General features: G+C 62.1%; 20 protein-coding genes. 10 read left to right on the top strand and 10 right to left on the bottom strand.

What is annotated here, in order from left to right:
• Positions 1-74 precede the first annotated feature (74 nt).
• Both C443_RS04975 and acs read right to left on the bottom strand, forming a co-directional pair.
• On the bottom strand, positions 75-1,151 hold the full coding sequence (locus tag C443_RS04975) for a phosphotransacetylase family protein (RefSeq protein ID WP_005534385.1): 1,077 nt from the start codon (positions 1,149-1,151) through the stop codon (positions 75-77).
• Entirely contained in the window at positions 1,148-3,253 is a 2,106-nt protein-coding gene (acs, locus tag C443_RS04970) for an acetate--CoA ligase alpha subunit (RefSeq protein WP_005534384.1), read from the bottom strand. Before acs ends, C443_RS04975 begins: the two co-directional genes overlap by 4 nt.
• 133 nt (positions 3,254-3,386) lie before the next feature.
• Between acs and C443_RS04965 the strand changes: the two genes are divergently transcribed.
• Positions 3,387-3,776 (top strand): hypothetical protein, encoded by a 390-nt coding sequence (locus tag C443_RS04965; protein ID WP_005534383.1) that lies wholly within the window; start codon positions 3,387-3,389, stop codon positions 3,774-3,776.
• 178 nt (positions 3,777-3,954) lie between these two features.
• A complete protein-coding gene (dpsA, locus tag C443_RS04960; protein WP_005534382.1) occupies positions 3,955-4,488 on the top strand; it encodes a DNA starvation/stationary phase protection protein DpsA in 534 nt (177 codons plus the stop codon).
• A 143-nt stretch (positions 4,489-4,631) separates the two neighbouring features.
• Here dpsA and C443_RS21605 read toward each other — a convergent pair whose 3' ends face one another.
• Positions 4,632-4,781, bottom strand: coding sequence for a hypothetical protein (locus C443_RS21605; RefSeq protein WP_004961340.1), 150 nt, complete (start codon positions 4,779-4,781; stop codon positions 4,632-4,634).
• A 148-nt stretch (positions 4,782-4,929) separates the two neighbouring features.
• On the opposite strand from C443_RS21605, the gene C443_RS04955 reads away from it, so the two are divergent.
• Complete coding sequence (locus C443_RS04955) at positions 4,930-5,514, top strand: DUF7547 family protein (RefSeq protein WP_005534380.1); 585 nt, start codon at positions 4,930-4,932, stop codon at positions 5,512-5,514.
• A gap of 79 nt (positions 5,515-5,593) precedes the next feature.
• Complete coding sequence (locus C443_RS04950; RefSeq protein ID WP_005534378.1) at positions 5,594-6,073, top strand: HTH domain-containing protein; 480 nt, start codon at positions 5,594-5,596, stop codon at positions 6,071-6,073.
• 627 nt (positions 6,074-6,700) lie between these two features.
• Here the strand turns inward: C443_RS04950 and C443_RS04945 are convergent.
• The 4 genes from C443_RS04945 to C443_RS04930 form a co-directional block, all read right to left on the bottom strand.
• Positions 6,701-7,081, bottom strand: coding sequence for a Zn-ribbon domain-containing OB-fold protein (locus tag C443_RS04945; RefSeq protein WP_005534377.1), 381 nt, complete (start codon positions 7,079-7,081; stop codon positions 6,701-6,703).
• The gene (locus C443_RS04940) at positions 7,078-8,229 is read right to left on the bottom strand and encodes a thiolase family protein (RefSeq protein ID WP_005534375.1); all 1,152 of its coding nucleotides are present in this window, start codon (positions 8,227-8,229) and stop codon (positions 7,078-7,080) included. The genes C443_RS04945 and C443_RS04940 overlap by 4 nt, the downstream gene beginning before the upstream one ends.
• A 64-nt stretch (positions 8,230-8,293) precedes the next feature.
• Complete coding sequence (locus C443_RS04935; protein ID WP_005534374.1) at positions 8,294-9,121, bottom strand: DUF7551 domain-containing protein; 828 nt, start codon at positions 9,119-9,121, stop codon at positions 8,294-8,296.
• A gap of 6 nt (positions 9,122-9,127) precedes the next feature.
• The gene (locus C443_RS04930; RefSeq protein ID WP_005534372.1) at positions 9,128-10,294 is read right to left on the bottom strand and encodes an ABC transporter substrate-binding protein; all 1,167 of its coding nucleotides are present in this window, start codon (positions 10,292-10,294) and stop codon (positions 9,128-9,130) included.
• A 143-nt stretch (positions 10,295-10,437) separates the two neighbouring features.
• Between C443_RS04930 and C443_RS04925 the strand changes: the two genes are divergently transcribed.
• Positions 10,438-10,623: a DUF7836 family putative zinc-binding protein gene (locus tag C443_RS04925; RefSeq protein WP_004592717.1), complete on the top strand. Its 186-nt coding sequence runs from the start codon at positions 10,438-10,440 to the stop codon at positions 10,621-10,623.
• Here the strand turns inward: C443_RS04925 and C443_RS04920 are convergent.
• Genes C443_RS04920 through C443_RS04910 form a run of 3 tightly spaced genes read right to left on the bottom strand, consistent with a single transcriptional unit; the run spans position 10,620 to position 13,261 of the window.
• Positions 10,620-10,931 carry a hypothetical protein gene (locus C443_RS04920; protein WP_005534369.1) on the bottom strand — a complete coding sequence of 104 codons (312 nt, stop codon included), beginning with the start codon at positions 10,929-10,931 and terminating at the stop codon, positions 10,620-10,622. The genes C443_RS04925 and C443_RS04920 overlap by 4 nt on opposite strands.
• Before the next feature lies 1 nt (position 10,932).
• Complete coding sequence (locus tag C443_RS04915) at positions 10,933-12,516, bottom strand: acyl-CoA carboxylase subunit beta (RefSeq protein ID WP_005534367.1); 1,584 nt, start codon at positions 12,514-12,516, stop codon at positions 10,933-10,935.
• A 1-nt stretch (position 12,517) separates the two neighbouring features.
• On the bottom strand, positions 12,518-13,261 hold the full coding sequence (locus tag C443_RS04910) for a beta-ketoacyl-ACP reductase (RefSeq protein WP_005534366.1): 744 nt from the start codon (positions 13,259-13,261) through the stop codon (positions 12,518-12,520).
• Between the two features lie 218 nt (positions 13,262-13,479).
• On the opposite strand from C443_RS04910, the gene C443_RS04905 reads away from it, so the two are divergent.
• From C443_RS04905 to C443_RS04885, 5 genes are read left to right on the top strand one after another with little or no spacing between them, the layout of a single operon-like run.
• A complete protein-coding gene (locus tag C443_RS04905; RefSeq protein WP_005534364.1) occupies positions 13,480-14,643 on the top strand; it encodes a hypothetical protein in 1,164 nt (387 codons plus the stop codon).
• A gap of 55 nt (positions 14,644-14,698) precedes the next feature.
• Complete coding sequence (locus C443_RS04900) at positions 14,699-15,871, top strand: extracellular solute-binding protein (RefSeq protein WP_005534362.1); 1,173 nt, start codon at positions 14,699-14,701, stop codon at positions 15,869-15,871.
• A 1-nt stretch (position 15,872) separates the two neighbouring features.
• A complete protein-coding gene (locus C443_RS04895; protein ID WP_005534361.1) occupies positions 15,873-17,495 on the top strand; it encodes an ABC transporter permease in 1,623 nt (540 codons plus the stop codon).
• Positions 17,495-18,625 (top strand): ABC transporter ATP-binding protein, encoded by a 1,131-nt coding sequence (locus tag C443_RS04890; RefSeq protein ID WP_005534359.1) that lies wholly within the window; start codon positions 17,495-17,497, stop codon positions 18,623-18,625. The genes C443_RS04895 and C443_RS04890 overlap by 1 nt, the downstream gene beginning before the upstream one ends.
• Positions 18,622-20,628: an ArnT family glycosyltransferase gene (locus tag C443_RS04885; RefSeq protein WP_005534357.1), complete on the top strand. Its 2,007-nt coding sequence runs from the start codon at positions 18,622-18,624 to the stop codon at positions 20,626-20,628. Before C443_RS04890 ends, C443_RS04885 begins: the two co-directional genes overlap by 4 nt.
• Positions 20,629-20,636 lie beyond the last annotated feature (8 nt).

Below are 20,636 nucleotides of genomic sequence, written 5' to 3'. Positions count from 1 at the left end.
CATCTGGAGATTTTCCCGTAGCCCGGGCCCGTGCTCCGTTAGGAACGGGCTACCGCCCAGCCGAAATGACGGTGCTAGAGGTCGATTGACAGCAGTGACCCGACGTCGACACCGTCGTCGAGTAGCGTCCGCATACGGTCGACCGTTGCCTCGTTCCGGGTCTGCCCGGTCCGAAGGACCTCCTCGACTCTGTCTATCGTCGTCCGTGTATCCGACTGTACTGACAGCACTGGGACATTTTTCTCGGCCGCCTGTCCGATGACCGCACTGGCGGGCTGGAATCCACCAGTGAGGAGGAGTGCGTTGATACCGGACGCTTCGAGGGCTGCTGTCTGAACCTCCGAGCGGTCGCCGCCGGTGACGACGACGGCATCGCGCGTCCGCCGGAAGCGTTCGAGCGCGCTGCTCCCGCTCATTGCGCCGACGCTGAACCGCTCGACGTGGACATCGGTGTTGGCATCACCAGTGAGGATGTCCGCACCGAGGTTCCGGGCGAGGTCGGCAACGGTGACGCCGGCGAGCGAGCGGTCACGCGGCAGAATGCCGTGGACTGGAATGCCCTCGCCTTCGAGGAACGGCACCACGTCGTCGGCGAGTTCGTCGACCGTCGCGTCGGTGACGCCGTTGAACAGGACGCCGTCGAGTCGATCACCGATCGCTCGGGCCGCAGACAGAATTTCGTCCGTGTCACTGGGCGTATCGTAGCCGGTGACTAACAGCACACGGGCGTCGAGCAACTCCGCGATATCGATATCTGTGAGGTCGACGATACTGCCAGTCGCTAGGTCACTGCTCCCCTCGACAAGGAGCATATCGGTTCCATCCGAACAGGTTTCGATGCCCTCTTGCAGTCGCTCACGGAGGTCATCCGGGTCCTCACGCCCGCGGATGGCTTCCTGAATGAACGTCGGCGAGTAGACGATGGGCTCCATGTCATGGAGGTCGGTCTCCAGATCGAGCAGTTCGCGGGCGAGCATCGGGTCCTCGTCCCGCGTCTTGCCGACCGCACTCCGCAGGCGCGTCCCCTTGGGCTTCATGTAGCCGACATCGTAGCCCGCGTCGTGAGCACGCGTCGCGAGCGCGAGCGTGATAGCCGTCTTGCCGATACCGTCCTCAAGTGATGTAACGAGTAGCGTGTTCGTGTCGGTCATAGTTTCTCCTGGTCGAGAGTGAGTCGCAGGTCGACCGCCTGCACCCCGTCGGGCCTCGCGACGAGGGGGTTGATGTCCAGTTCGACGATTGCGGGGAAGTCAGTGACGAGTTGCGAGAGCCGCTGGATTGTCTCGACGAGCGTGGCCTCGTCGACGGGGTCGCGGCCCCGGGCACCGCGTAACAACGGCGCAGAGTCGATGTCATCGAGCATCCCTTCCGCCTCGGTCTCGCTGACGGGGGCGACACTGACAGTGTTATCTTCGAGTACCTCGACGAAAATACCGCCGAGGCCGAACAACAGCAACGGCCCGAACTGCGGGTCGCGGTTCATCCCGAGAATCGTCTCGACGCCGTTGTCGAGGTCGACCATCTCCTGTACCTGAACGCCGAGAATCGTCGCGTCCTCCTGATAGTTCCGCGCCCTGACGACGAGATCCTCGTAGGTGTCACGGACCTCCTCGACGGGGACAGCGACCTCGACGCCGCCGATGTCAGACTTGTGCAGAATGTCCGGACTGACGATTTTCATCACCACATCATCGCCGATCTCCTCGGCGATAGCCTCCGCTTCGACGGGCGAGGAGACGACATCACCCTGTGGTGTCGGAATCCCATACGCGTCGAGCAGTTCCATCGCTTCCACGCCGAGCCGGTTCGACCCGCGCCGGGCATCGGATTCGAGTATCTCCCGGGCCCGCTCGCGGTCCACGTCGAAGGTCGTCGGCTCCTCGTACTCGGTTGCCCTGATCTCGCGATATCGTCTCAGAGCGTCCAGACTTCCGACGGCGCGGGCCGGGTCGAAGTAGTTCGGCACGCCCGCTTCGCTCAAGACGTTCGCACCGGCGTCGACCGACTTCCCGCCCATCAACGTTGCCGCAACGGGCTTCTCGAACCGCTCCTGCTGTTCTACGATGCGTTCCGAGAGGTCCTCGAAGGAAAGCACTGCCGTCGGGCAGGCGACGACAACAGCCATCGACACGTTGTCGTCCGCCAGTACCGTTTCGAGCGCCGTCTCGAAACGCTCTGCGGGAGCGTCCCCGATAATGTCGACCGGGTTGTAGATATTGGCCTCGTCGGGCATCTCCTCGCGGAGTCGTGAGAACGTCTCGTCACCGAACTGCGCGAGTTGTAGGTCCGAGTCGCCGACAGCGTCGGTTGTCATCACGCCGGGACCGCCGGCGTTCGTCACGATAGCGATCTCGTCCCCGTCCGGGAGCGGCTGGCCGGCGAGAATCTGCGCGTAGTCGAACAGTTCCTGCACGGACTCGACACGGAGTGTCCCGGCCTTGTCGAGGCCGGCCTCGTAGGCCCGCTCCGATCCGGCCATCGCACCGGTGTGGGAGGCTGCCGCGCTCGCACCCGCGTCCGTGCGGCCGGACTTGACGAGGACAATCGGCGTATCCTGTGTCACCTCACGGGCCGTCTGCACGAACGAGGACCCGTCGTTGATGTCCTCAAGATAGCCCAGAATGACGTCAGTATCGGGGTCGTCACCCCACTCGGCGACGAAGTCGCTCTCGTCGAGTACTGCCTTGTTCCCGAGCGAGACGATGTCCTTGAAGCCGACATCGCGCTCGGCGGCCCAGTCCAGGACGGCGGTGATGAACGCGCCCGACTGGCTCATAAAGGAGATGTCGCCGTCGCTGGCCATCAGATTCCCGAAGGTAGCGTTGAGCCCTACGGGCGTCGACATCACACCGAGGCTGTTCGGGCCGACCAGATTCAGGTCATATTCACTGGCCGCTTCCCGGAGCCGCTTTTCACGTTCGGCCCCATCACTGCCAGTCTCACCGAAGCCAGCGGTGATGACGACGACGTTTTCGATACCCGCTTCCCCGGCGTTCTCGATGACCTCGACCGCCACCGTCGGCGGCACGACGACGACGGCAACGTCGACCGACCCGGGGTCTTCCAGGCCGGCGAGGTTGTCGTAACACGGCAATCCAAGTACTGTCTCTTTGTTCGGGTTCACGGCCACGACCTCCCCTGCAAACGAATCGAGCAGGTTCGTGGTGACCGCGTGACCGACGGATCCCTCCGAATCGGTCGCCCCGACCACTGCGACACGTTCCGGCGCAAACAACGTCGATAATCGTCCCATGCCTCTACTCAGTGGTTACAGTGGGGCCCGAATATAGATGTGGGGAACTCCCAGCGAGCGGGAATCTAGACGATTCATTACCGCGATTTCGGTGTGACGGTACTTTTGTTCACCACCCCCGTAGCGGCGTCCAATGAATGACCCAACACTCCTAGCACCGTTCGACGACGACGTGGTCCGTGGCGTTGCGGGGACGAACAGCGTCGACGAAGAGCGGTTGCGGGACGCGCTCGCCGACCACCAGCGAACGATGCGTGAGAATCCGGGCGTCGAGGACCTCGTTTACGAGTGGCGAAAGCGATTCGACGATGCAGTGCTACACCGCACGCCCGAGACGTTCTTCATGGCTGTCAGGGAGACCGTCTGGGAGGAGTACGGCGCGCATCTCGGACTCGACGACTACCTGCTTGCCGCGGTCGTCGCAGTCCATCAAGAGCAAGTTCTTCGTGAAACAGCCGTCGACAGCAGCGCTATCGACCAAAACGCCGTTGCGCTCATTGCTTCCCGGCCGTCGTCGAAGTAGGTGTGTTCCTTTTCTTGTCAGGTTCCAAGCCCGGGCTAGAGCGACGGTTGTGATTCTCGGACAATATTTCAGTTCAGGTAACTAGCCATTCCATCTAAGAACATAATTTTTGGGTTCCCGAAAACATATTTTCACAAAACAATCTTTAAGTGGCTTCCACCTGTACGATAAGATGACTATGGCAACACAAGAGCACGTCCGACGCGAGTTCGGGGAAGTCGAAGAGAACGAACTCCGCCTCGACAAGGAGAAGTCCGAGCAGGTAATCAACGCTCTGAACCAGGACCTGGCGGACACGTACACGCTGTACCATCAGGTCAAGAAGCACCACTGGAACGTCGAAGGCGCCGAGTTCCGTGACCTCCACCTGTTCCTCGGCGACGCTGCCGGAAACGCCGAAGAGGCGGCTGACGAACTCGCCGAGCGCGCACAGGCCCTCGGCGGCACACCCATCGCCGGCGGGAAGGCACAGGAAGAGCATGCATCCGTTGAACCCGAAGGCCAAGACGTGTACGACATCCGGACGTCGCTCAAAAACGACCTCGAGATGTACGGCGACATCATCGAGTCGCTCCGTGACCACATCGACCTCGCGGAGAATCTCGGTGACCACGCCACGGCGCAGATCCTCCGGGAAATCATCGTGCAGACTGAGGAAGACGCCCACCACATCGAGCACTACCTCGAAGACGACACGCTCGTCCTGGACTAACTCAGCACAAGGCTTTCTCTCTCAGTTTCTTCCGCCGGATAGTCGCCACATAGTTCAGACTGTGTAGCGTGGCGTGAACCGTTCCGGTAGAAAGGAGTCCGGGACTCGAAGGAAAGAGAGGCGCAACGCGTGGGATGAACGGACTATCGTCGAAGATCGACGGTGACGTCAGTCGAAATCCAGCCGTCTCGGTTCCCGTCTTCGGTAAACACGGTTCTGTCAGCACCGCTGTCCAGTGCTGCAACGTCCGGGCGGTCCTCGGAGGTCTCGACATCGTCCGTCTGTGATGGCATTATCAGAGTTAGGTACCCCTAAAGCTAAAAGGATTTTGGTTGGCCTAATCATCTGCGGACACCAGCCCCTGCATCGAGGGCAGAAATGGCCCGGAACCGATCGCCGACACAGCGCGGCCTTTAGTACCCGAGGCGACAAGAGAGAGGTATGAGCTCGGACGACGACCTTACCGCCCTGGTTACGGACCTCGTTACGACGCTACAGGAGCTAGAGACGGAGGTCGAACCCACGACAGACAGCGGCCTGCCGCGGCCGCCGACGCCGGGTGAACTCCTGCGGTTCACCAGCGACGTGACCATCCCCGCAGTCATTCTCATACTGAAGACCAACGTCGAGGCGCTGAAACTTCTCCGACGAGCCCTCCGGATGGCCGAGGGGCGGCCGACCACGACTGGGTCCGCCTCGGATGAAGTGCGACAGCGTGCGAGTGACCTGAGTCGGGCCACGCTCTCCCGGCTCGACGGTGCGCTCACGGACCTCCAGCAGGCTGTGGAAGGGAGGCCGGAAGATGAAGACGCCCGCGAGCTCATTCAGGAAGCCCAACAGTTGCGTGACCAGATCCAGGATAGACTTGCCGACGAACCAGGGATGAGTGAGGAGGTCGACCCTGAGGAAGTTACTGACGTTCCTGTGGACGTAGATGCCGAATTACGGTCGATAAAGGACGAAATCGATGGTCCGGACAGGGACAACGACGGTACCGAAAACGGAGACGGAAGCGACGAGGAGTAACGGAACCCAGCGCGGTGTGAAGGTTATGCTTTATCAAACATAATGATTTATTATTGTACAAGTATAGGTATGAATACCGATGTCCAGCTCTACCGCTCCGGGTGGTCGCCGGGCGACCCTGTTCGTCCGGTCTGACCTCCCTTCGCCGTCACAGAAACGCTGTACCGCTATCGAACGTGAGCTACAGGAGCTGGTGTGCCGTGGCGTACTCGACGATGTCGAAACAGTCGAATGGGAGAAACGCGTGCCGCTGCAGGGCCCCGGTAACGGAACCGAACGGGGCCTGTACAACGAGTTTGCGGACTGGGCCCGCGGGGCCGGAGTCTGCCTCGCACCGTTTTTCGACACCCGGCTCTGTTACAGTTCGACGACGGGCGAGAAGCGCCGCGAACTCGTCATGCCGGCCGTCTGTCTTGCGGTCTACGAGGACGGCGATCTCGTGCAGGTAGCCCCCTTTGCCGACGCGGGCCGAACAGAGTCTGTCGAGGAGTGCATTACAGAACTGGCCGAGACGGGGACCCTCCCAGAGACGTATTCGACACCCGTCTCGACCGTATAGGTCCGCGTGCCCCGTTCAGCTTCTATGCCGTCTCCGGCAGCGTCAGTTACGGGCTTCTCAGCGGCGGTCCTTGCCTCCTCCAACAAGACACTTTTCTCTGTCCTCGTGAGAAACACTATCAGTAGCTGGTAACGCGATTTCTTTACTCAGTCGTAGCGATAAAACTTATTTAGTAAGCATGCGAATACAAAATAAAGAATCTCTCAAAAGTGTGTAGACATCATAACGGATAACCGACCTCTTGAGACAGTTCACAAACTGCCCCTATATTAGTTTCATTTGACAAATTCACCCAATAACGTTGGGCATTTCATCATCGAAGAGCAGACGGGCAGTACCGTACATGACGCCTATCCCAACACAAACTGCAATATACAATTCTATTACATTCATATTGTCATCTACACATCCTTTCAACAAATAAGTACGGATTTAGTAAAACACCAGACCATGCCCAACTTATCCACTGTCTTGTGGACTTCACAAAAATGGGCTTACGCACCGATTCGGCTGTTTCAGTTCAGGCACAAATCTGAATAAAGAAATCGCGCTAGTAACTACTGCTATTGATAAACAGGGGACGGTATCGCCGACAAAGAGGGTCGCCCGGCAGTCTGTGGAGAGTGATCAGACCGGGTCCCAGCGGTAGCCGTCCCAGTCCTGGCTCTCGGGTACTTTGATGCCCGCGTCCGGGTCACGGAGTTCCTCAACGTAGACGGGTTCGACCGTATCGCCCGTCTCGATATCGTCCGTGGTCACCTGCCCAAGCGCGCGGACGAACTCGTCGCTCGCGTCGTCGATGTCCGTGACATCGAACGCCACGATAGCCAGCGTGTTGGGCTGGCGGACACCCGGTGGCGTCGCTGTCGAATGGGTCCAGGTGACGACTTCGGCGGTCCGGTCCGCGAGGTCGAACGTCTCGTCCTGTGGCTCGCCACACTCAGGACACAGCGGATGCGTGGGATACGAGACGTGACCGTTCGAACACATACCTGCTTCCAGCGTCATTCTGCGGCCTCCATGATGGTGGTGATGACACAGTTTCCGAACCCGCCGACGTTACACGCCAGTGCGGTGTCAGCCTCGACCTGTCGTGGCCCAGCCTCGCCGACGAGCTGTTCGTAGATTTCGACGCCCTGCGCGACACCGCTTGCCCCCAGCGGATGACCCTTCGATTTGAGCCCGCCGGAGGTGTTGATTGGCAACTCGCCGTCCTTGGCCGTCGCGCCGTCCATCGCCATTTCCCAGGCCGTTCCCTGGTCGGCGACACCGATGCCCTCCAACTGGAGGAACTCCAGGATAGTGAACATGTCGTGCAGTTCGGCAACGTCGAGGTCGTCGGGGCCGAGGCCGGCCATCTCGTATGCCTCCTTGCTCGATTCGACAACCCCGCCCATGACTGTCGGATCGTCGCGCTCGTGGACCACGTGCGTGTCGGTCGCCCCGCCGATACCGGAGACCAGCGCGTACTCGTCGGTTATCTCCTTGGCCCGCTCCTCCGTCGTGAACATGAGCGCGGCGCTGCCGTCCGTAATCGGACAGAAGTCGTACAGCCGCAACGGGTCGGCGATGATGGGCGACTCCAGCGCTTTCTCCATCGTGATTTCCTTCTGGAACTGCGCCTTGGGGTTATCCACGCCGTTTCTGTGGTTCTTGACTGCGACCCGGGCGAGTGACTCCCGGGGAGCGTCGAAGCGCTCCAGATAGTGCCGGGCAGTCATCCCGGCGAAGGACGGGAGCGTCACGCCGTGTTTGTACTCGTCAGGATGGGTGATGGAGGCGATGATGTCGGTCGCCTGACCCGTCGTCTTGTGGGTCATCTTCTCCCCGCCGACCAGCAGCGTCATGTCGCTGACCCCGCTGGCGACTGACTGCCAGGCTTCGTAGATTCCGGCCCCGCCCGAGGACGAGGTCTGATCGACCCGTTCGCTGTAGGCCGGAAGCACCCCCAGATCGTGGGCTAACAGGTTCATGATTCCCGTCTGGCCTTCGAACTCGCCGCTTGCCATGTTCGAGACGTACAGGTGCTCTACGTCGTCAGGCGTGACGCCGGCGTCCGTGAGACACTCCTCGCCCGCCTGTGAGAGCAACTCACGGATCCAGGCGTCGCGTTGCCCGAACTTCGTCATTGACGCGCCGATTACTGCGACTCCCATACGTGTGCCGTCACAGGGGTCTCGTGTATGTATTACGGTCTGACCTATAGAAATAGAAGAATGTTCAGGCAGTCGTTGTAACGACCGACAGCCCCTCGGCAGGTCGGTCACCGGCCAGTGAGACGAGCAGCCGCCAACCAGTCGCAGTTCGTTCCGCCTCGGCCATCTGTGGCGTGATACTCGTTCGGCGGAGTAGTTCGACAGCGATCGGCAACACCGGACAGCGAAGGTCCGACAGCGTTGGACGATAGTTCTGTAATGTGATATATCTGGCACAGCGCCCGGGACCGGTGGCCGCGGGTTCGATTGCTGCCTCGTCGACGAGCCCCGCTGTTTCGAGGTCGGTGATGGCGTCCCGAACCGGCTCAGGGCCGCTTGGCTTTCGCGGCAATTGCCCGGCGGCTTCTCGGAGGGTGTCCGCCTGTAGCTCCGGGTCGAGGTGTTCTTCGAGCGCTGTAGCCATGCTTTCGAGCATCGCCAGACAGAGTCGCTCGCGGTTCTCGGTTTCCTCAGCCGCTTCGAGATAGCTGTCGATGACTGCCTGCTCAACGGAGCGATGACGGCCCGACAGCACTTCGAACAGCGACCCGGCGACCGTGTGACAGTACTCCGGGAGCGACGACGGGCCAGTCCTGACGGCGTCGGTCCCCCACGGCGCTTCACAGACGATGAGGCCGTGCACGGTGACACGTGGGTCGTAGCGACGGAGGGCGCTTCGGTAGGCAGTCGCGACACTGGCCGCTTCGGCGGCTGTTTCGCGGTCCGGAAACTGCATCCCCGACACCGGGAACGGCGGCGTGCCCGTCCTGGCGCTGACGACGCGATACGGCCCGACAGCCACGTTGAGCTCCGAGAGCCTGTCACGGATATCCGCGAGCGTTCGTCCGACCATGGTTTCCTACAGATCCCCAGCGACGATATCGGCGATGCGCTGGCGGTCGAACAGCTCCCGCTCCACGTCGTACACCTGCGACGCGGCCCGTTCCGTGAGGACCAGATTCGTTATCGGCCCCTGGTACAGCGGCCCACCGCGGTACACATTCCCGTTCTGGACCGCCGTCAGTTCACTCCCGGTCTGGTCCGATTCGAGGAAACTGACGACCGTGTCTTCGAACTCCGAGCGGGTCTTGTTCTCCTGCCCCCGTAGGAGCAAGTACTCGGGGTCGATCTCCAGCAGCGCCTCGAAGTCGACCTTACTCCGGTCGGAGTGGAAGTCCCTGACATCGGTTTTTGCGAACGCATCGCGCACGCGCAGGTCCCGCCACTGTTTGAAGCTGGTTCCGTCCTCGATGAGGTACGGGGAGAAGCTCGTCGGCTCGTCACTCCCGGCCCACATGATAGCCACTTCCGGCCGGTCGGAGTTCGAGTCTGGAACGATGTCGTCCAGACTCGTCTGGAACTCTTCGTGGAGGGACTGGAACGCCTCGAACCGGTCGGTCCGCTGGAACGCCCGGGAGAGGTTCTCGAAGGCTTCGTACAGCGTGTAGTAGGTGTAATCGTGCCACTCGTAGCCCGTCGAAAAGATACTGTTCCCGAAGAAGGGGGCGATCTGGGATTCGATCTCGTCGATGTCCGACTGCTCCCAGGACCCGCGGCTCTGCAGGAAGTTCGGATCCATGACGTGGATGTCGGCGTCTATTTCGTAGAACTGCTCTTTCCCGACACCGCTGTCCCCCCACAACTTCTGGATCGAACTTCCGTCGACGCTGACGCCCGGAATCTCGTCGTAGTACTGGGTATGATATCGCGATGGTAGCCAGACTCCCTCCGGTGCGTCGAGACCGAGCGCGATCCCCATATCTGCCCAGCTGCCGTTGTTCGCGACCCAGACCTCCGGGGCTGACTCGAAGGTGACCTCGCCGACTGGCTCCATCGAGACTGAGTAACCCGAACCCGTCGATTCGGTGTTCGCTGTCGCAGTCGACTCCGCGGCCGTCGTCCCGGATTCCGTCGAATCGTCAGTCGCGCCGTCACCACCGTTCCCGGTCTCGGACTGACCCGAACAGCCGGCAACGGTACCTGCCAGCCCGACACCGGCCGCAACGATGTACTCTCGTCGGTTCATATCTTTTTAGGCTTGCCTAAATGGCTTAAATCTTCCCATATTTAGGCAGTCCAAAAACCCCATGAATCGACAAACAGCACCACAGCCCCCGGCAGTGAGAATCCACACAAAGTATATCCGTGCGTGCTAACCACACACGAAATATGCAGGAAGCCTGGCTTCAACTCCAGTGTCCGGCGTGTTCAGTCGCCTGGGAAGAGCAAGTGTCCGACCTCCCGGCCCCGGAGACGCAGTTCACGTGTGACGACTGTGGGGCCGAGCGGTCGCTGTCGGAGTTCATGCGGACCACTCGCGACCTCGAAGTACTGCAGGAGTTTACCGACTCTTAGTACCGCGCCCGCGCCGCCGCCTTCCATTCCTCGCCGCGCTTGACGTTGTTCGGAGGGCGGCGTTTGCCCACACTCGCCAGCCGTCCGGCCAGCGTCCACTCATCGACGTACTCGACAGTCGAACGCCGCGATGACGCTTTAGCGGCCCGCTGCCGGTCAGTCAGGTGAGCACTGACCGCGGCGGTGATAGCCGCTGCTTCTGCCTGTGATGCGTCCGCCGGTATCGACAGTGACAGGTCGTCTGGGTCCGCGCTTTCACCGGGTAGCGCCGCCTCCGTGTCCGACTGTGGTGTATCGCGAGTCGCCATGTTACAGTGGGATGTTGCCGTGGTCTTTCGGCGGCGTGTCCTCCCGCTTGCGCTGCAAGAGGTCGAGGTCCTGAATGAGGCGCTTGCGCGTCTCTTTCGGTTCGATGACGTCGTCGAGGTAGCCCCGCTTCGCCGGCCCGTACGGATTGGCGAACTCGTCGCGGAACTCGTCCATCAGTGCCTGCCGTTTGGCGTCCGGGTCGTCGGCCTCCGCGATCTCGTTCCGGTAGAGGATGTTGACGGCTCCCCGTGGCCCGAGCACCGCCATTTCCGAACCGGGCCAGGCGTAGTTCACGTCACTGCCCAGGAACTTCGAGGACATGACGATGTACGCCCCGCCGTAGGCCTTCCGCACGACGACCGACAGCAGCGGGACCGTCGCCTCGGCGTAGGCGTAGATGAGCTTCGCGCCCCGCCGGATGATGCCGTTGTGCTCCTGATCCGTGCCGGGCATGAACCCGGGCACGTCGACGAGCGTGAGGATTGGGATATTGAACGAGTCACAGAAGCGGACGAACCGGGCTGCTTTCTCCGCCGCGTCGATATCCAGCGTTCCCGCGCTTACGCGTGGCTGATTGGCGACGACGCCGACCGACTGGCCGTCCATCCGCGAGAAGCCCACCACGACGTTGCGCGCCCAGTTGCCATGGACCTCGAAGAAGGAGTCTTCGTCGACGATGGCGTCGATGACCTTCGTCATGTCGTAGGGCTTGCGCGGGGCCGACGGGACGATATCGGTCACGCCGGGTATCTCCCGGTCGGGGTCGTCCCACGGTTTGACCCGCGGCGGGTCCTCCATGTTGTTCGCCGGAAGGTACGATAGGAGCCGGCGAATGTTTTCGAGCGCTTCCTCCTCCGACGGGTACGAGAAGTGAGCGACGCCGGATTTGGTGGAGTGTGAGCCCGCACCGCCGAGTTCCTCCTTCGACACCTGTTCGCCGGTCACCGTCTCGATGACGTCCGGCCCGGTGATGAACATGTGGCTGGTGTCCTGCACCATGAACGTGAAATCGGTCAGCGCCGGGCTGTAGGTGGCCCCGCCCGCGCATGGGCCCATGATCGCGGATATCTGGGGGATGAGCCCGCTGGCCTTGGTGTTGCGCTCGAATATCTTGGCGAAGCCCACCAGCGAGTCGACGCCTTCCTGAATGCGCGCGCCGCCGGAGTCGTTGAGTCCGATGACCGGGACGCCGTTCTCGATAGCCCGGTCCATCACTTTACAGATCTTGTCGGCGACGACCTCGCCGACCGAGCCCCCGAGCACGGTGAAATCGTGGGCGAACAGGAACACCTTCCGACCGTCGACCTCACCGTAGCCGGTGACGACTGCGTCACCGGCGAAGCGCTTCTCCTCCATACCGAAGTTCGTCGACCGGTGCTCGACGAACGGATCGACCTCGTTGAACGTACCGTCGTCGACGAGGAAGTCGATGCGCTCCCGGGCGGTCATCTTGCCCTTCTCGTGCTGGGATTCGATGCGGGCTTCACCGCCCCCGAGTTCGGCTTCGGCTCGTTTCTGTCGCAACTCTTCGACCGCGTCGTCAGGCGCTCCAGTCTCCTCTTCTGGTTCTTCCTGTTGACTCATCCTACCACTCCATCCCGCCGTTAACACCAAGTACCTGTCCTGTCATGTAGCTCGATTCCTCGCTGGCGACGAACCTCACGATGCCGGCGATGTCCTCAACGCGTGCGAACCGGTCGAGCGGGATCTCCCGCAGAATCTTCTCCTGCACGCGTTCGGGCACCTCCTCTAGCATATCGGTCTTGACAAAGCCCGGCGCGACGCAGTTCGCGGTCGAGCCCGTGTGTGCCAGTTCGAGCGCAAGCGTCCGTGTGAATCCGAACAACCCGGATTTCGTCGTCGCATAGTTGGCCTGCCCGATGTTGCCTTGCTGGCCGACGACGCTAGAGATATTTATCAGTCGGCCATGCTCGGCGTCGCGAATGTCGTCGTAGAAAGCTTTCGTCCCGTTGAACACACCGCCAAGATTGACATCGATAACCGTCTCCCAGTCGTCGCGAGTCATGTTTTCGAACTTCTTGTCGATGGTGATGCCGGCGTTGTTGACGAGCACGTCCGCGGGTCCGAACTCGTCGGCCACCTTCTCGCGCATCGCCCGGACCTCATCGAGTTTCGCCACGTCGGCTTGGGCCGCGATAGCGGTGCCGCCGCTCTCGCGGATGTCCTCGACGACGGCGCGGGCTTCCGCCTCTGAGGATCGGTAATTAACAACAACATTGGCCCCGTGGGCACCGAGGTCTTTGGCGATTCCGCGGCCGATACCGCGCGAGGACCCAGTGACGACACAGGTTTGATTTTCCAGGTTCATTTGTGGTTGATGGGAGCCCTGTTGCTTCGTACGCTCATCACCTAATCTGGCAAAGCACAGCCAAATAATAGTTCGCCTTATACAACATTTGACGTCGAAGTCAGAATATAACGATGATCCTATCACAGGAGAAATGACGGCTGAAAAACAGACTCACGAGGGCTGCAAAGTGAGAACGCCAAGCCTTTTAGGATTGCCTAAAGACGTGAAGTCAGTACATGACAGCCGACATCTGCGTGATGGTGCCGACGATACGAAACCACGAATGTATGCGGTCGTACTTCCAGAACGCCCGGGACCACGGGTTCGATCTGGACCGACTGTTCGTCGTGCTCATCACTGAGGACTTCTGTGACACCGATGCGATGGAACAGATGCTTGACGAGGAGGGCGTCGACGGGACCGTCTATGACGGGACCGACCGCGAGGCGTGGTTCGAGACCCACGGCGCGAGCGAGTATTCGCACCTCATTCCTGAAGCGAGTCACGCCCAGACATCGTTTGGCCTCCTCTACATGTGGGCCAACGACTACGAGTACGGCGTGTTCATCGACGACGACACGCTGCCACACGAGGATGCGGACTTCTTCGGGACGCATATGTCGAATCTGGCCTTCGAGGGCGAAATCGAGACGGTCAGTTCCGACGAACAGTGGGTCAACGTCCTCTACCAGAACGAGGACGAACACGGCCTCTACCCGCGTGGCTACCCCTACGCCGCAATGGACGAAACGGTTTCGACGGAAGCGACTCAGGTCGACGACGTAGTCGCCTCGCAGGGCCTCTGGACGAACGTGCCCGACCTCGACGCCGTTCGTATCCTGATGGACGGTGACCTGCAGGGACAGGCCCAGACCCGTACTAGCGGGGCGGATTTCGGCGATGACTTTGTCGCCGCCGAGGGGCAGTACCTCACCGTCTGCTCGATGAACCTCGCCTTCCGCCGCGAAGTCATCCCGGCGTTCTACCAGCTCCCGATGGACGATAACGAATGGGATGTCGGTCGCTTTGATGATATCTGGTCGGGCGTGTTCCTCAAGCGGGCCTGTGACGTGCTGGGCAAGCAGATCTACAACGGCGACCCACTGTGTGAACACAACAAAGCGCCCCGTTCGACGTTCTCGGACCTGACCAACGAAGTCCACGGGCTCGAACTCAACGAGCACGTCTGGGAGATCGTCGACGAGGCTGGCGCTGACGCCGATTCCTACGGTGAGGTGTTCGATGCAATCGCTACAGCGATGGCCGACGGCGATTTCAGCGACTGGGAAAACGGTGCCTTCCTTAACTACTGCGGCGAATTCATGCTCGACTGGCTGGAATGTCTCGACGAACTGGACGCCGCCGCGACGGAACAGGTCCCCGCAACCGCCGACGACTAGAAAGGCCTAAGTTGTTTAGGCAACCCTAAATCAAACAATGAGTGATTCTAACGATATGACTGGACGCAACGCGACGCAGTCTCGACGGCGCTTCCTTGCTCTCGGCAGCGCGACTGCCGCGACAGCGCTTGCCGGTTGTTCCGGCATTCTCGGCGGGGGCGATGGCGGTGACGGTGAGTCCGGCACCGGAACCGGGCAGATTTCTCTTTCGGACTTCCGTGGCTCTGGCCCACTGGTAGCACAGCGGGAGGCACCCGGAGGCACCTCCATCGAGGATCTACCGGACCTCAGTGGCGAACTGACGGTGTATCTCGGTGGCGGGGAGGGCGGACTGTATCTCGACCTTATCGAATTGCTCGAACAACGCTACCCGGATTTCTCGGCGAACCACAGGCGGCAACCCTCCAGTGACCTCGCAAACAGGATTATCGAGGAGAACGAGGCCGACGCGAGTCCTGCCGACGTGTTCATGTCTATCGACGCCGGTTCGCTCGGTGCCGTGGCCAACGCCGGTGCGACAGCGAGCCTCCCCGATGAGGCCCTTTCGACGGTCCCCGAAGCCTATCAGGACAGTGAGGGGCGCTGGGTGGGCATCGCCGGACGCGCCCGGGCGATTCCGTACAACACGAACCAGATTTCCGACTCCGATATTCCGTCGTCGGTGCAGGAGTTCCCCGAGACGGCCGCCCTCGAAAACAACATGGGCTGGGCGCCGAGCTACGGTGCGTTCCAGTCGTTCGTCACCGCGATGCGGCTCATTCGCGGCGACGACGAGACGATGTCCTGGCTTCAGGCGATGCAGGACCACGGTATCAGTACCTACGACGACGAGTTCCGCGTCTCCAATTCCTGTGCTGACGGGGAACTGGCCGCCGGCTTCGCCAACCACTACTACACGCTTCGGGTCCAGTCCGCGCGCGAAAGCTCGCCCATCGGCCTCGCGTTCACCGAAGGCGACGCTGGCGCACTCGTCAACGTCTCGGGTCTGGAGATCATCAACGGAACCGACAACGCGGACCTGGCGTCGAACTTCGTCCGGCACGTCCTCTCGGCGGAGGCACAGGAGTTCTTCGCCACCCGGACGTTCGCGTATCCGATGATTCCGGGTGTCGCACCGGTCGGCGACCTGCCGCGCATCGACGAACTGAACCCGCCGGACATCAACCTGACCGAACTGGCCGACGTGGCCGGAACCGTTGACTTACTTCGAGACGCTGGCGTCCTCTAATATGGGTACAAAAGACCGCTACGAGCGGCTTCGGGAGCAAGCGACGACGTCGGAGCGAGACTCGTCTCCACACACACTGCTCGCAGTGGTCTCGCTGGCGATCTCGCTGTTGTTACTGGCACCGCTGGTGTGGATCTTTCTCCGGGCAGGTGAAATCGAGTCCGCGCGTGCGGTCGAATTGCTGACAAGCGACACGACTGTTTCGGTGACGCTGAACACGCTGGTACTGGTGACCGGCGTCACTGTCGCATCGATTCTCATCGGCGTTCCGCTAGCGATTCTCACCGCCCAGACCGACCTGCCGTTCAAGCGGTTCTGGACGATCACGTCCGCGTTGCCGCTGGTCGTTCCGAGCTATATCGGGGCCTTCGCGTTCGTTTCGGCGTTTGGCCCCCGGGGCGTCCTCGCGGATCTGCTCTCGCCGCTCGGTATCGAGCAAATCCCGACGATATACGGCCTGCACGGCGCGATACTCGTCCTGACACTGTTTACGTACCCGTACGTGTTTTTGACGACGCGCGCGTCCCTGCTGTCGTTCGACGGGACCGTCGTCGAGGCCGCCCGGACGCTGAACCACACTCGCTGGGAGGCGTTCCGCCGCGTCACGTTGCCACAGATCGCACCGGGTATCGCCGCCGGCGCGCTGCTGGTAGCGCTGTACGCGCTCTCTGACTTCGGAACACCGGCGATTATGCAGTACGACGTGTTCACGCGGATGATTTACAACGAGTTCGGCGCGCGCCGGCTCGACTACGCCTCCGTGCTCTCGATGCTGCTGCTCGTGATGGCGCTTGGCATCCTCGCCGTCGAGTCCCGCCTCAGCGCCGGCCGGGACGGGGCTTACGTCAGCAGCGGCTCACGTCGACCCGGGCTCATCAGGCTCGGCTATTGGAAAGCCCCGGCACTGCTGTTTTGCGGTGCTATCGCATCCCTGTGTCTGGTACTGCCGATCGGTATCCTGCTCCAGTGGCTCCTGCGTTCCGGCACGGGCTACACCGGCGGCGGCTTCGCGTTCGAAGCGTCCTACGCCTGGAACTCTGTTGGCCTCGCGGCCGCCGCGGCCGCCATCTGTGTCGTGGCGGCACTCCCCATCGCGTACCTCGCCGCGCGCGGCAGTTCGGGTCTCTCGTCGCTTCCCGAGCGGGCCACGTACGTCGGCTACGCCGTCCCCGGTGTCGTGCTCGGCTTGGCGCTGGTGTACCTCGGGCTCCGGTACGTCCCCTTCCTGTACCAGAGCGTCATCCTGCTGGTGTTCGCGTACGTGATTCGGTTCCTCCCGCAGGCCGTCGGGACGACCGAATCCTCGATTCTCCAGGTCGACCCGCAGTACATCGAGGCGGCGCGGTCGCTGGGCTATCACCCGCTCTCGGCGTTCCGGAAAGTCGTCTTGCCGCTCGTCGCCCCGGGTATCGCCGCCGGGGCCGCGCTGGTGTTCTTGACGACCATGAAGGAATTGCCGGCAACGTTGATGTTACGCCCGACGGGCTTCGAAACCTTCGTCACGTACATCTGGCTCGTCCAGGGTGCCGGCTACTACGGACAGGCGGCGGTCCCGGCCCTCGTGCTCGTTGGCCTTTCCGGACTCTCCATGCTGGTCATTCTTCGACGGGAGGACACAAGCTAATGTCTCGACAAACACGCACACAGCAAACATCGGACTTCGACGACGTGGACGCAGCGGTAGCGAACCCGAACCGGACTGTCCTCGAACTGGATGATGTTTCCAAGGACTACGGTCACGAAGTCGCCGTCGAGAACCTCTCGCTCGACGTGAAAGACGGCGAGCTGCTGACGCTGCTTGGCCCCTCGGGGTGTGGGAAAACGACGACGCTCCGGATGATTGCCGGGCTGGAGCGCCCCTCTGACGGGCAGATCTCTATCGCCGACGAGGTCATCGCCGATGGCTCCTCGTTCCGAAAGCCGGAGGAACGAAACGTCGGTATCGTCTTTCAGGACTACGCCCTGTTCCCACATCTCACCGTCGCCGAAAACATCGCTTTCGGTCTGACTGAGATGGAAGAAGTCGCCGTCGCGGAACGGGTCGACGAACTGCTCGAACTGGTCGACCTCTCGACCCATCACGACAAGATGCCAAGCCAGCTTTCGGGCGGCCAGCAACAACGCGTCGCACTCGCCCGTTCGCTGGCCCCGGAGCCGGACGTGCTCCTGCTGGACGAACCGTTTTCGAATCTGGACGTGCGCCTGCGTGTCGAGATGCGTGAGGAGGTGCGCAAAATCCTCAAGCGTGCCGGCGTCACCGCGATATCGGTAACCCACGACCAGGAGGAAGCGCTGTCGATAAGCGACCGCGTCGCCATCATGAACGACGGAACCATTGCTCAGGTCGGCGACCCCGCTGAGGTATTCGAAAACCCTGAGAGCCGCTTCGTCGCGAGCTTCCTCGGGCAGGCAAGCTTCCTCTCTGCCCGGGTGACCAGCGACGTCATCGAGACCGGCCTCGGCTCGTTCAATGTCGAGTTACTGAACGGGCCGGTCGAGGCGTACAACGGTGCGATGGTGGACGTGCTCGTCCGGCCCGACGACCTGCAGGCGATGCCCACGAACGAGTCCAAAGCCGACGGCTACGTCGTCCATCGCCAGTACAACGGTCCCTCGTTCGTCTATCGGGTCGAGCTCCATAGCGGCGATGTCGTCCACTGTATGCACAACCACGTCGAGACGTTCGAGCCGGGCCAGCCCGTCGAGGTTGACCTGGTCGCCGACCACGACCTGGCCTGGTATCCGACGGAATGACGCGACTGCGCCGGCCGGGGGTACAGGCGGGGCTGGTGGCACTGCTCGGCGGGCTCATCGTCTTCGCGCTCGCCCACGTCGTTTTTCCGCACCACACCACGAACCACGACGAAGGTGTCTATCTCCAGCAGGCCGCGATGTTGCTGGAGGGACAACTGTTCATGTACCCGCCAGTCGAGGAGGCGTTCCGGCCGTGGTTCTTCGTGGCCGACGGCGGGCGGCTGTATCCGAAATACGCGCCGGTTCCGGCGGCGATGTTCGCCGTCGGGAAACTGCTCGGCGGGTACCGCGTCGCGCTCGGCCTGATCGGGACCGGTGTCCTGGCGCTGACGTACCACACCGTCCGCGAGGCGTTCGACGCCCGAACGGGTGTGATAGCGACGCTCCTCATGTTTGGGTCACCGCTCTTTCTTGTCGACGCCTCGGTGTTCCTCTCGTACGTGCCAGCGACGCTCTGGAACCTCGGTTTCGCCGCGGCGTACCTCCACGCCGACCGGACCGGAAGCCGAAAGACGGCCGCGTGTGCCGGCCTTTCGATTGGCATTGCTTTCTTCGCGCGGCCGTACACCGCCGTGCTGTTCGCAACGCCGTTCATCATCCACGCGCTGTGGTCGCTCCAGACGCGCGACCCGGCGCGATTCAAGCGTCTGTCGCTGACTGCCGTCGGCGGGCTTACTGGCGTCGCCGCGACGCTTGCATACAACCACGTCGTCACCGGCTCCGCCATGCTGTTCCCGTACGAGGTATTCGCCCCGCAGGACGGGCCGGGCTTTGGCTACCGCGAGATTCTGGGCTATTCCCGCGAGTTCACGCCGGCGATGTCGCTGGACGCGAACGCCGAACTCCTCTGGAAGCTCGTCACTCAGTGGGTCGTCGCCGGGCCGCTGGGGACGCTCGCTGCAGCCGTCGGACTCGGAGCCGTTGCACGCCGCGGGATAGATGGCCGACAGGCGGCGCTGGCCGGCGTCCTCCTGACGGTCCCGCTCGGCAACGGCTACTTCTGGGGCACGGTGAATATGCTCGGCGACCTCTCAGACCCGACCGACGGGCTGGTCACCTTTCTGGGGCCGTTCTACCACGTAGATATGCTCGTTCCGCTAACTGCTTTCGGTGCTGTCGGCGTCGTTACTGTCGCCCAACGGACGCAGCGGCTGGTCACCGAACAGGTCAGCGCGGACCGGGTCCGCCCGGTCCTGCTCGCGGTGGCGCTCTGTAGCGCGGCGCTGGGCGGCGGCGCGGCCGTCACGACGGTGGCCGAGCCGGTTTCGGACAACTACGAGGTGACCCAGCAGTTCGAACAGGCCTACGAGCCGTTTGACGAGCGAGACCTCGACAACAGCCTCGTCTTGCTCCCGACGCCCTATGGCGACTGGCTGAATCACCCGTTCCAGTCAGTCCGCAACGACCCGGGCTTCGACGGCGACACCGTCTATGCGATGCAACACCGCCAGTTCGACGTGATCGACGCCTACCCGGACCGGACCTACTACCGCTACGTGTTCCGCGGCGAGTGGGTCCCGTATCTGGGGCTGCCCGTCGAGCCGCGGCTCCAGCCGGTGTCTGTAGCGGAGGGCGAGACAGTCCGGACGGACGTGTCGGCGTCGGTTCCGGAACAGGCCGCGCTGGTCTCGATCCGGCTCACGAGCGAGGGTGAGAACGACTACGCGACCGTCACCGGGGCCGACAGGCTGGATTTGCAGCTCTCGACCGACCGGGATCGGACGCGGCTCACCGGCGACGGGATCGACGAGCAGGTTGGCGTGCCGACGCCGGAGAACGGGACGGTCACGCTCGTCATGTTCGTCGACTACGGTACCGGTGCAGGGTTCGAATACCGGGCGGAGCTGCCGGTCAACCGGGCGGACGGTGGCGTCCGGACGCTGACGCCACGACTCGAAGTCTGTAAGGATCAACGTCGCTGTGGCGGCGAAGCGGCGTACGTCCCGGGCGCGCATCGCGACGGAATCAGCATGAACGCGACCACGACAGCCGAAACCACGTGAGACTCACC

Source organism: Haloarcula argentinensis DSM 12282, from assembly GCA_000336895.1.
Classification (GTDB): Archaea; Halobacteriota; Halobacteria; order Halobacteriales; family Haloarculaceae; genus Haloarcula; species Haloarcula argentinensis.
The sequence above is the reverse complement of the archived record's forward strand: the minus strand, read 5'-3'. Positions and strand labels throughout refer to the sequence as shown.

Coding starts and splice junctions, on each gene's coding strand:
- C443_RS04975 (WP_005534385.1), bottom strand. CDS start 1,151: ATGACCGACACGAACACGCTACTCGTTACATCACTTGAGGACGGTATC.
- acs (WP_005534384.1), bottom strand. CDS start 3,253: ATGGGACGATTATCGACGTTGTTTGCGCCGGAACGTGTCGCAGTGGTC.
- C443_RS04965 (WP_005534383.1), top strand. CDS start 3,387: ATGAATGACCCAACACTCCTAGCACCGTTCGACGACGACGTGGTCCGT.
- dpsA (WP_005534382.1), top strand. CDS start 3,955: ATGGCAACACAAGAGCACGTCCGACGCGAGTTCGGGGAAGTCGAAGAG.
- C443_RS21605 (WP_004961340.1), bottom strand. CDS start 4,781: ATGCCATCACAGACGGACGATGTCGAGACCTCCGAGGACCGCCCGGAC.
- C443_RS04955 (WP_005534380.1), top strand. CDS start 4,930: ATGAGCTCGGACGACGACCTTACCGCCCTGGTTACGGACCTCGTTACG.
- C443_RS04950 (WP_005534378.1), top strand. CDS start 5,594: ATGTCCAGCTCTACCGCTCCGGGTGGTCGCCGGGCGACCCTGTTCGTC.
- C443_RS04945 (WP_005534377.1), bottom strand. CDS start 7,081: ATGACGCTGGAAGCAGGTATGTGTTCGAACGGTCACGTCTCGTATCCC.
- C443_RS04940 (WP_005534375.1), bottom strand. CDS start 8,229: ATGGGAGTCGCAGTAATCGGCGCGTCAATGACGAAGTTCGGGCAACGC.
- C443_RS04935 (WP_005534374.1), bottom strand. CDS start 9,121: ATGGTCGGACGAACGCTCGCGGATATCCGTGACAGGCTCTCGGAGCTC.
- C443_RS04930 (WP_005534372.1), bottom strand. CDS start 10,294: ATGAACCGACGAGAGTACATCGTTGCGGCCGGTGTCGGGCTGGCAGGT.
- C443_RS04925 (WP_004592717.1), top strand. CDS start 10,438: ATGCAGGAAGCCTGGCTTCAACTCCAGTGTCCGGCGTGTTCAGTCGCC.
- C443_RS04920 (WP_005534369.1), bottom strand. CDS start 10,931: ATGGCGACTCGCGATACACCACAGTCGGACACGGAGGCGGCGCTACCC.
- C443_RS04915 (WP_005534367.1), bottom strand. CDS start 12,516: ATGAGTCAACAGGAAGAACCAGAAGAGGAGACTGGAGCGCCTGACGAC.
- C443_RS04910 (WP_005534366.1), bottom strand. CDS start 13,261: ATGAACCTGGAAAATCAAACCTGTGTCGTCACTGGGTCCTCGCGCGGT.
- C443_RS04905 (WP_005534364.1), top strand. CDS start 13,480: ATGACAGCCGACATCTGCGTGATGGTGCCGACGATACGAAACCACGAA.
- C443_RS04900 (WP_005534362.1), top strand. CDS start 14,699: ATGACTGGACGCAACGCGACGCAGTCTCGACGGCGCTTCCTTGCTCTC.
- C443_RS04895 (WP_005534361.1), top strand. CDS start 15,873: ATGGGTACAAAAGACCGCTACGAGCGGCTTCGGGAGCAAGCGACGACG.
- C443_RS04890 (WP_005534359.1), top strand. CDS start 17,495: ATGTCTCGACAAACACGCACACAGCAAACATCGGACTTCGACGACGTG.
- C443_RS04885 (WP_005534357.1), top strand. CDS start 18,622: ATGACGCGACTGCGCCGGCCGGGGGTACAGGCGGGGCTGGTGGCACTG.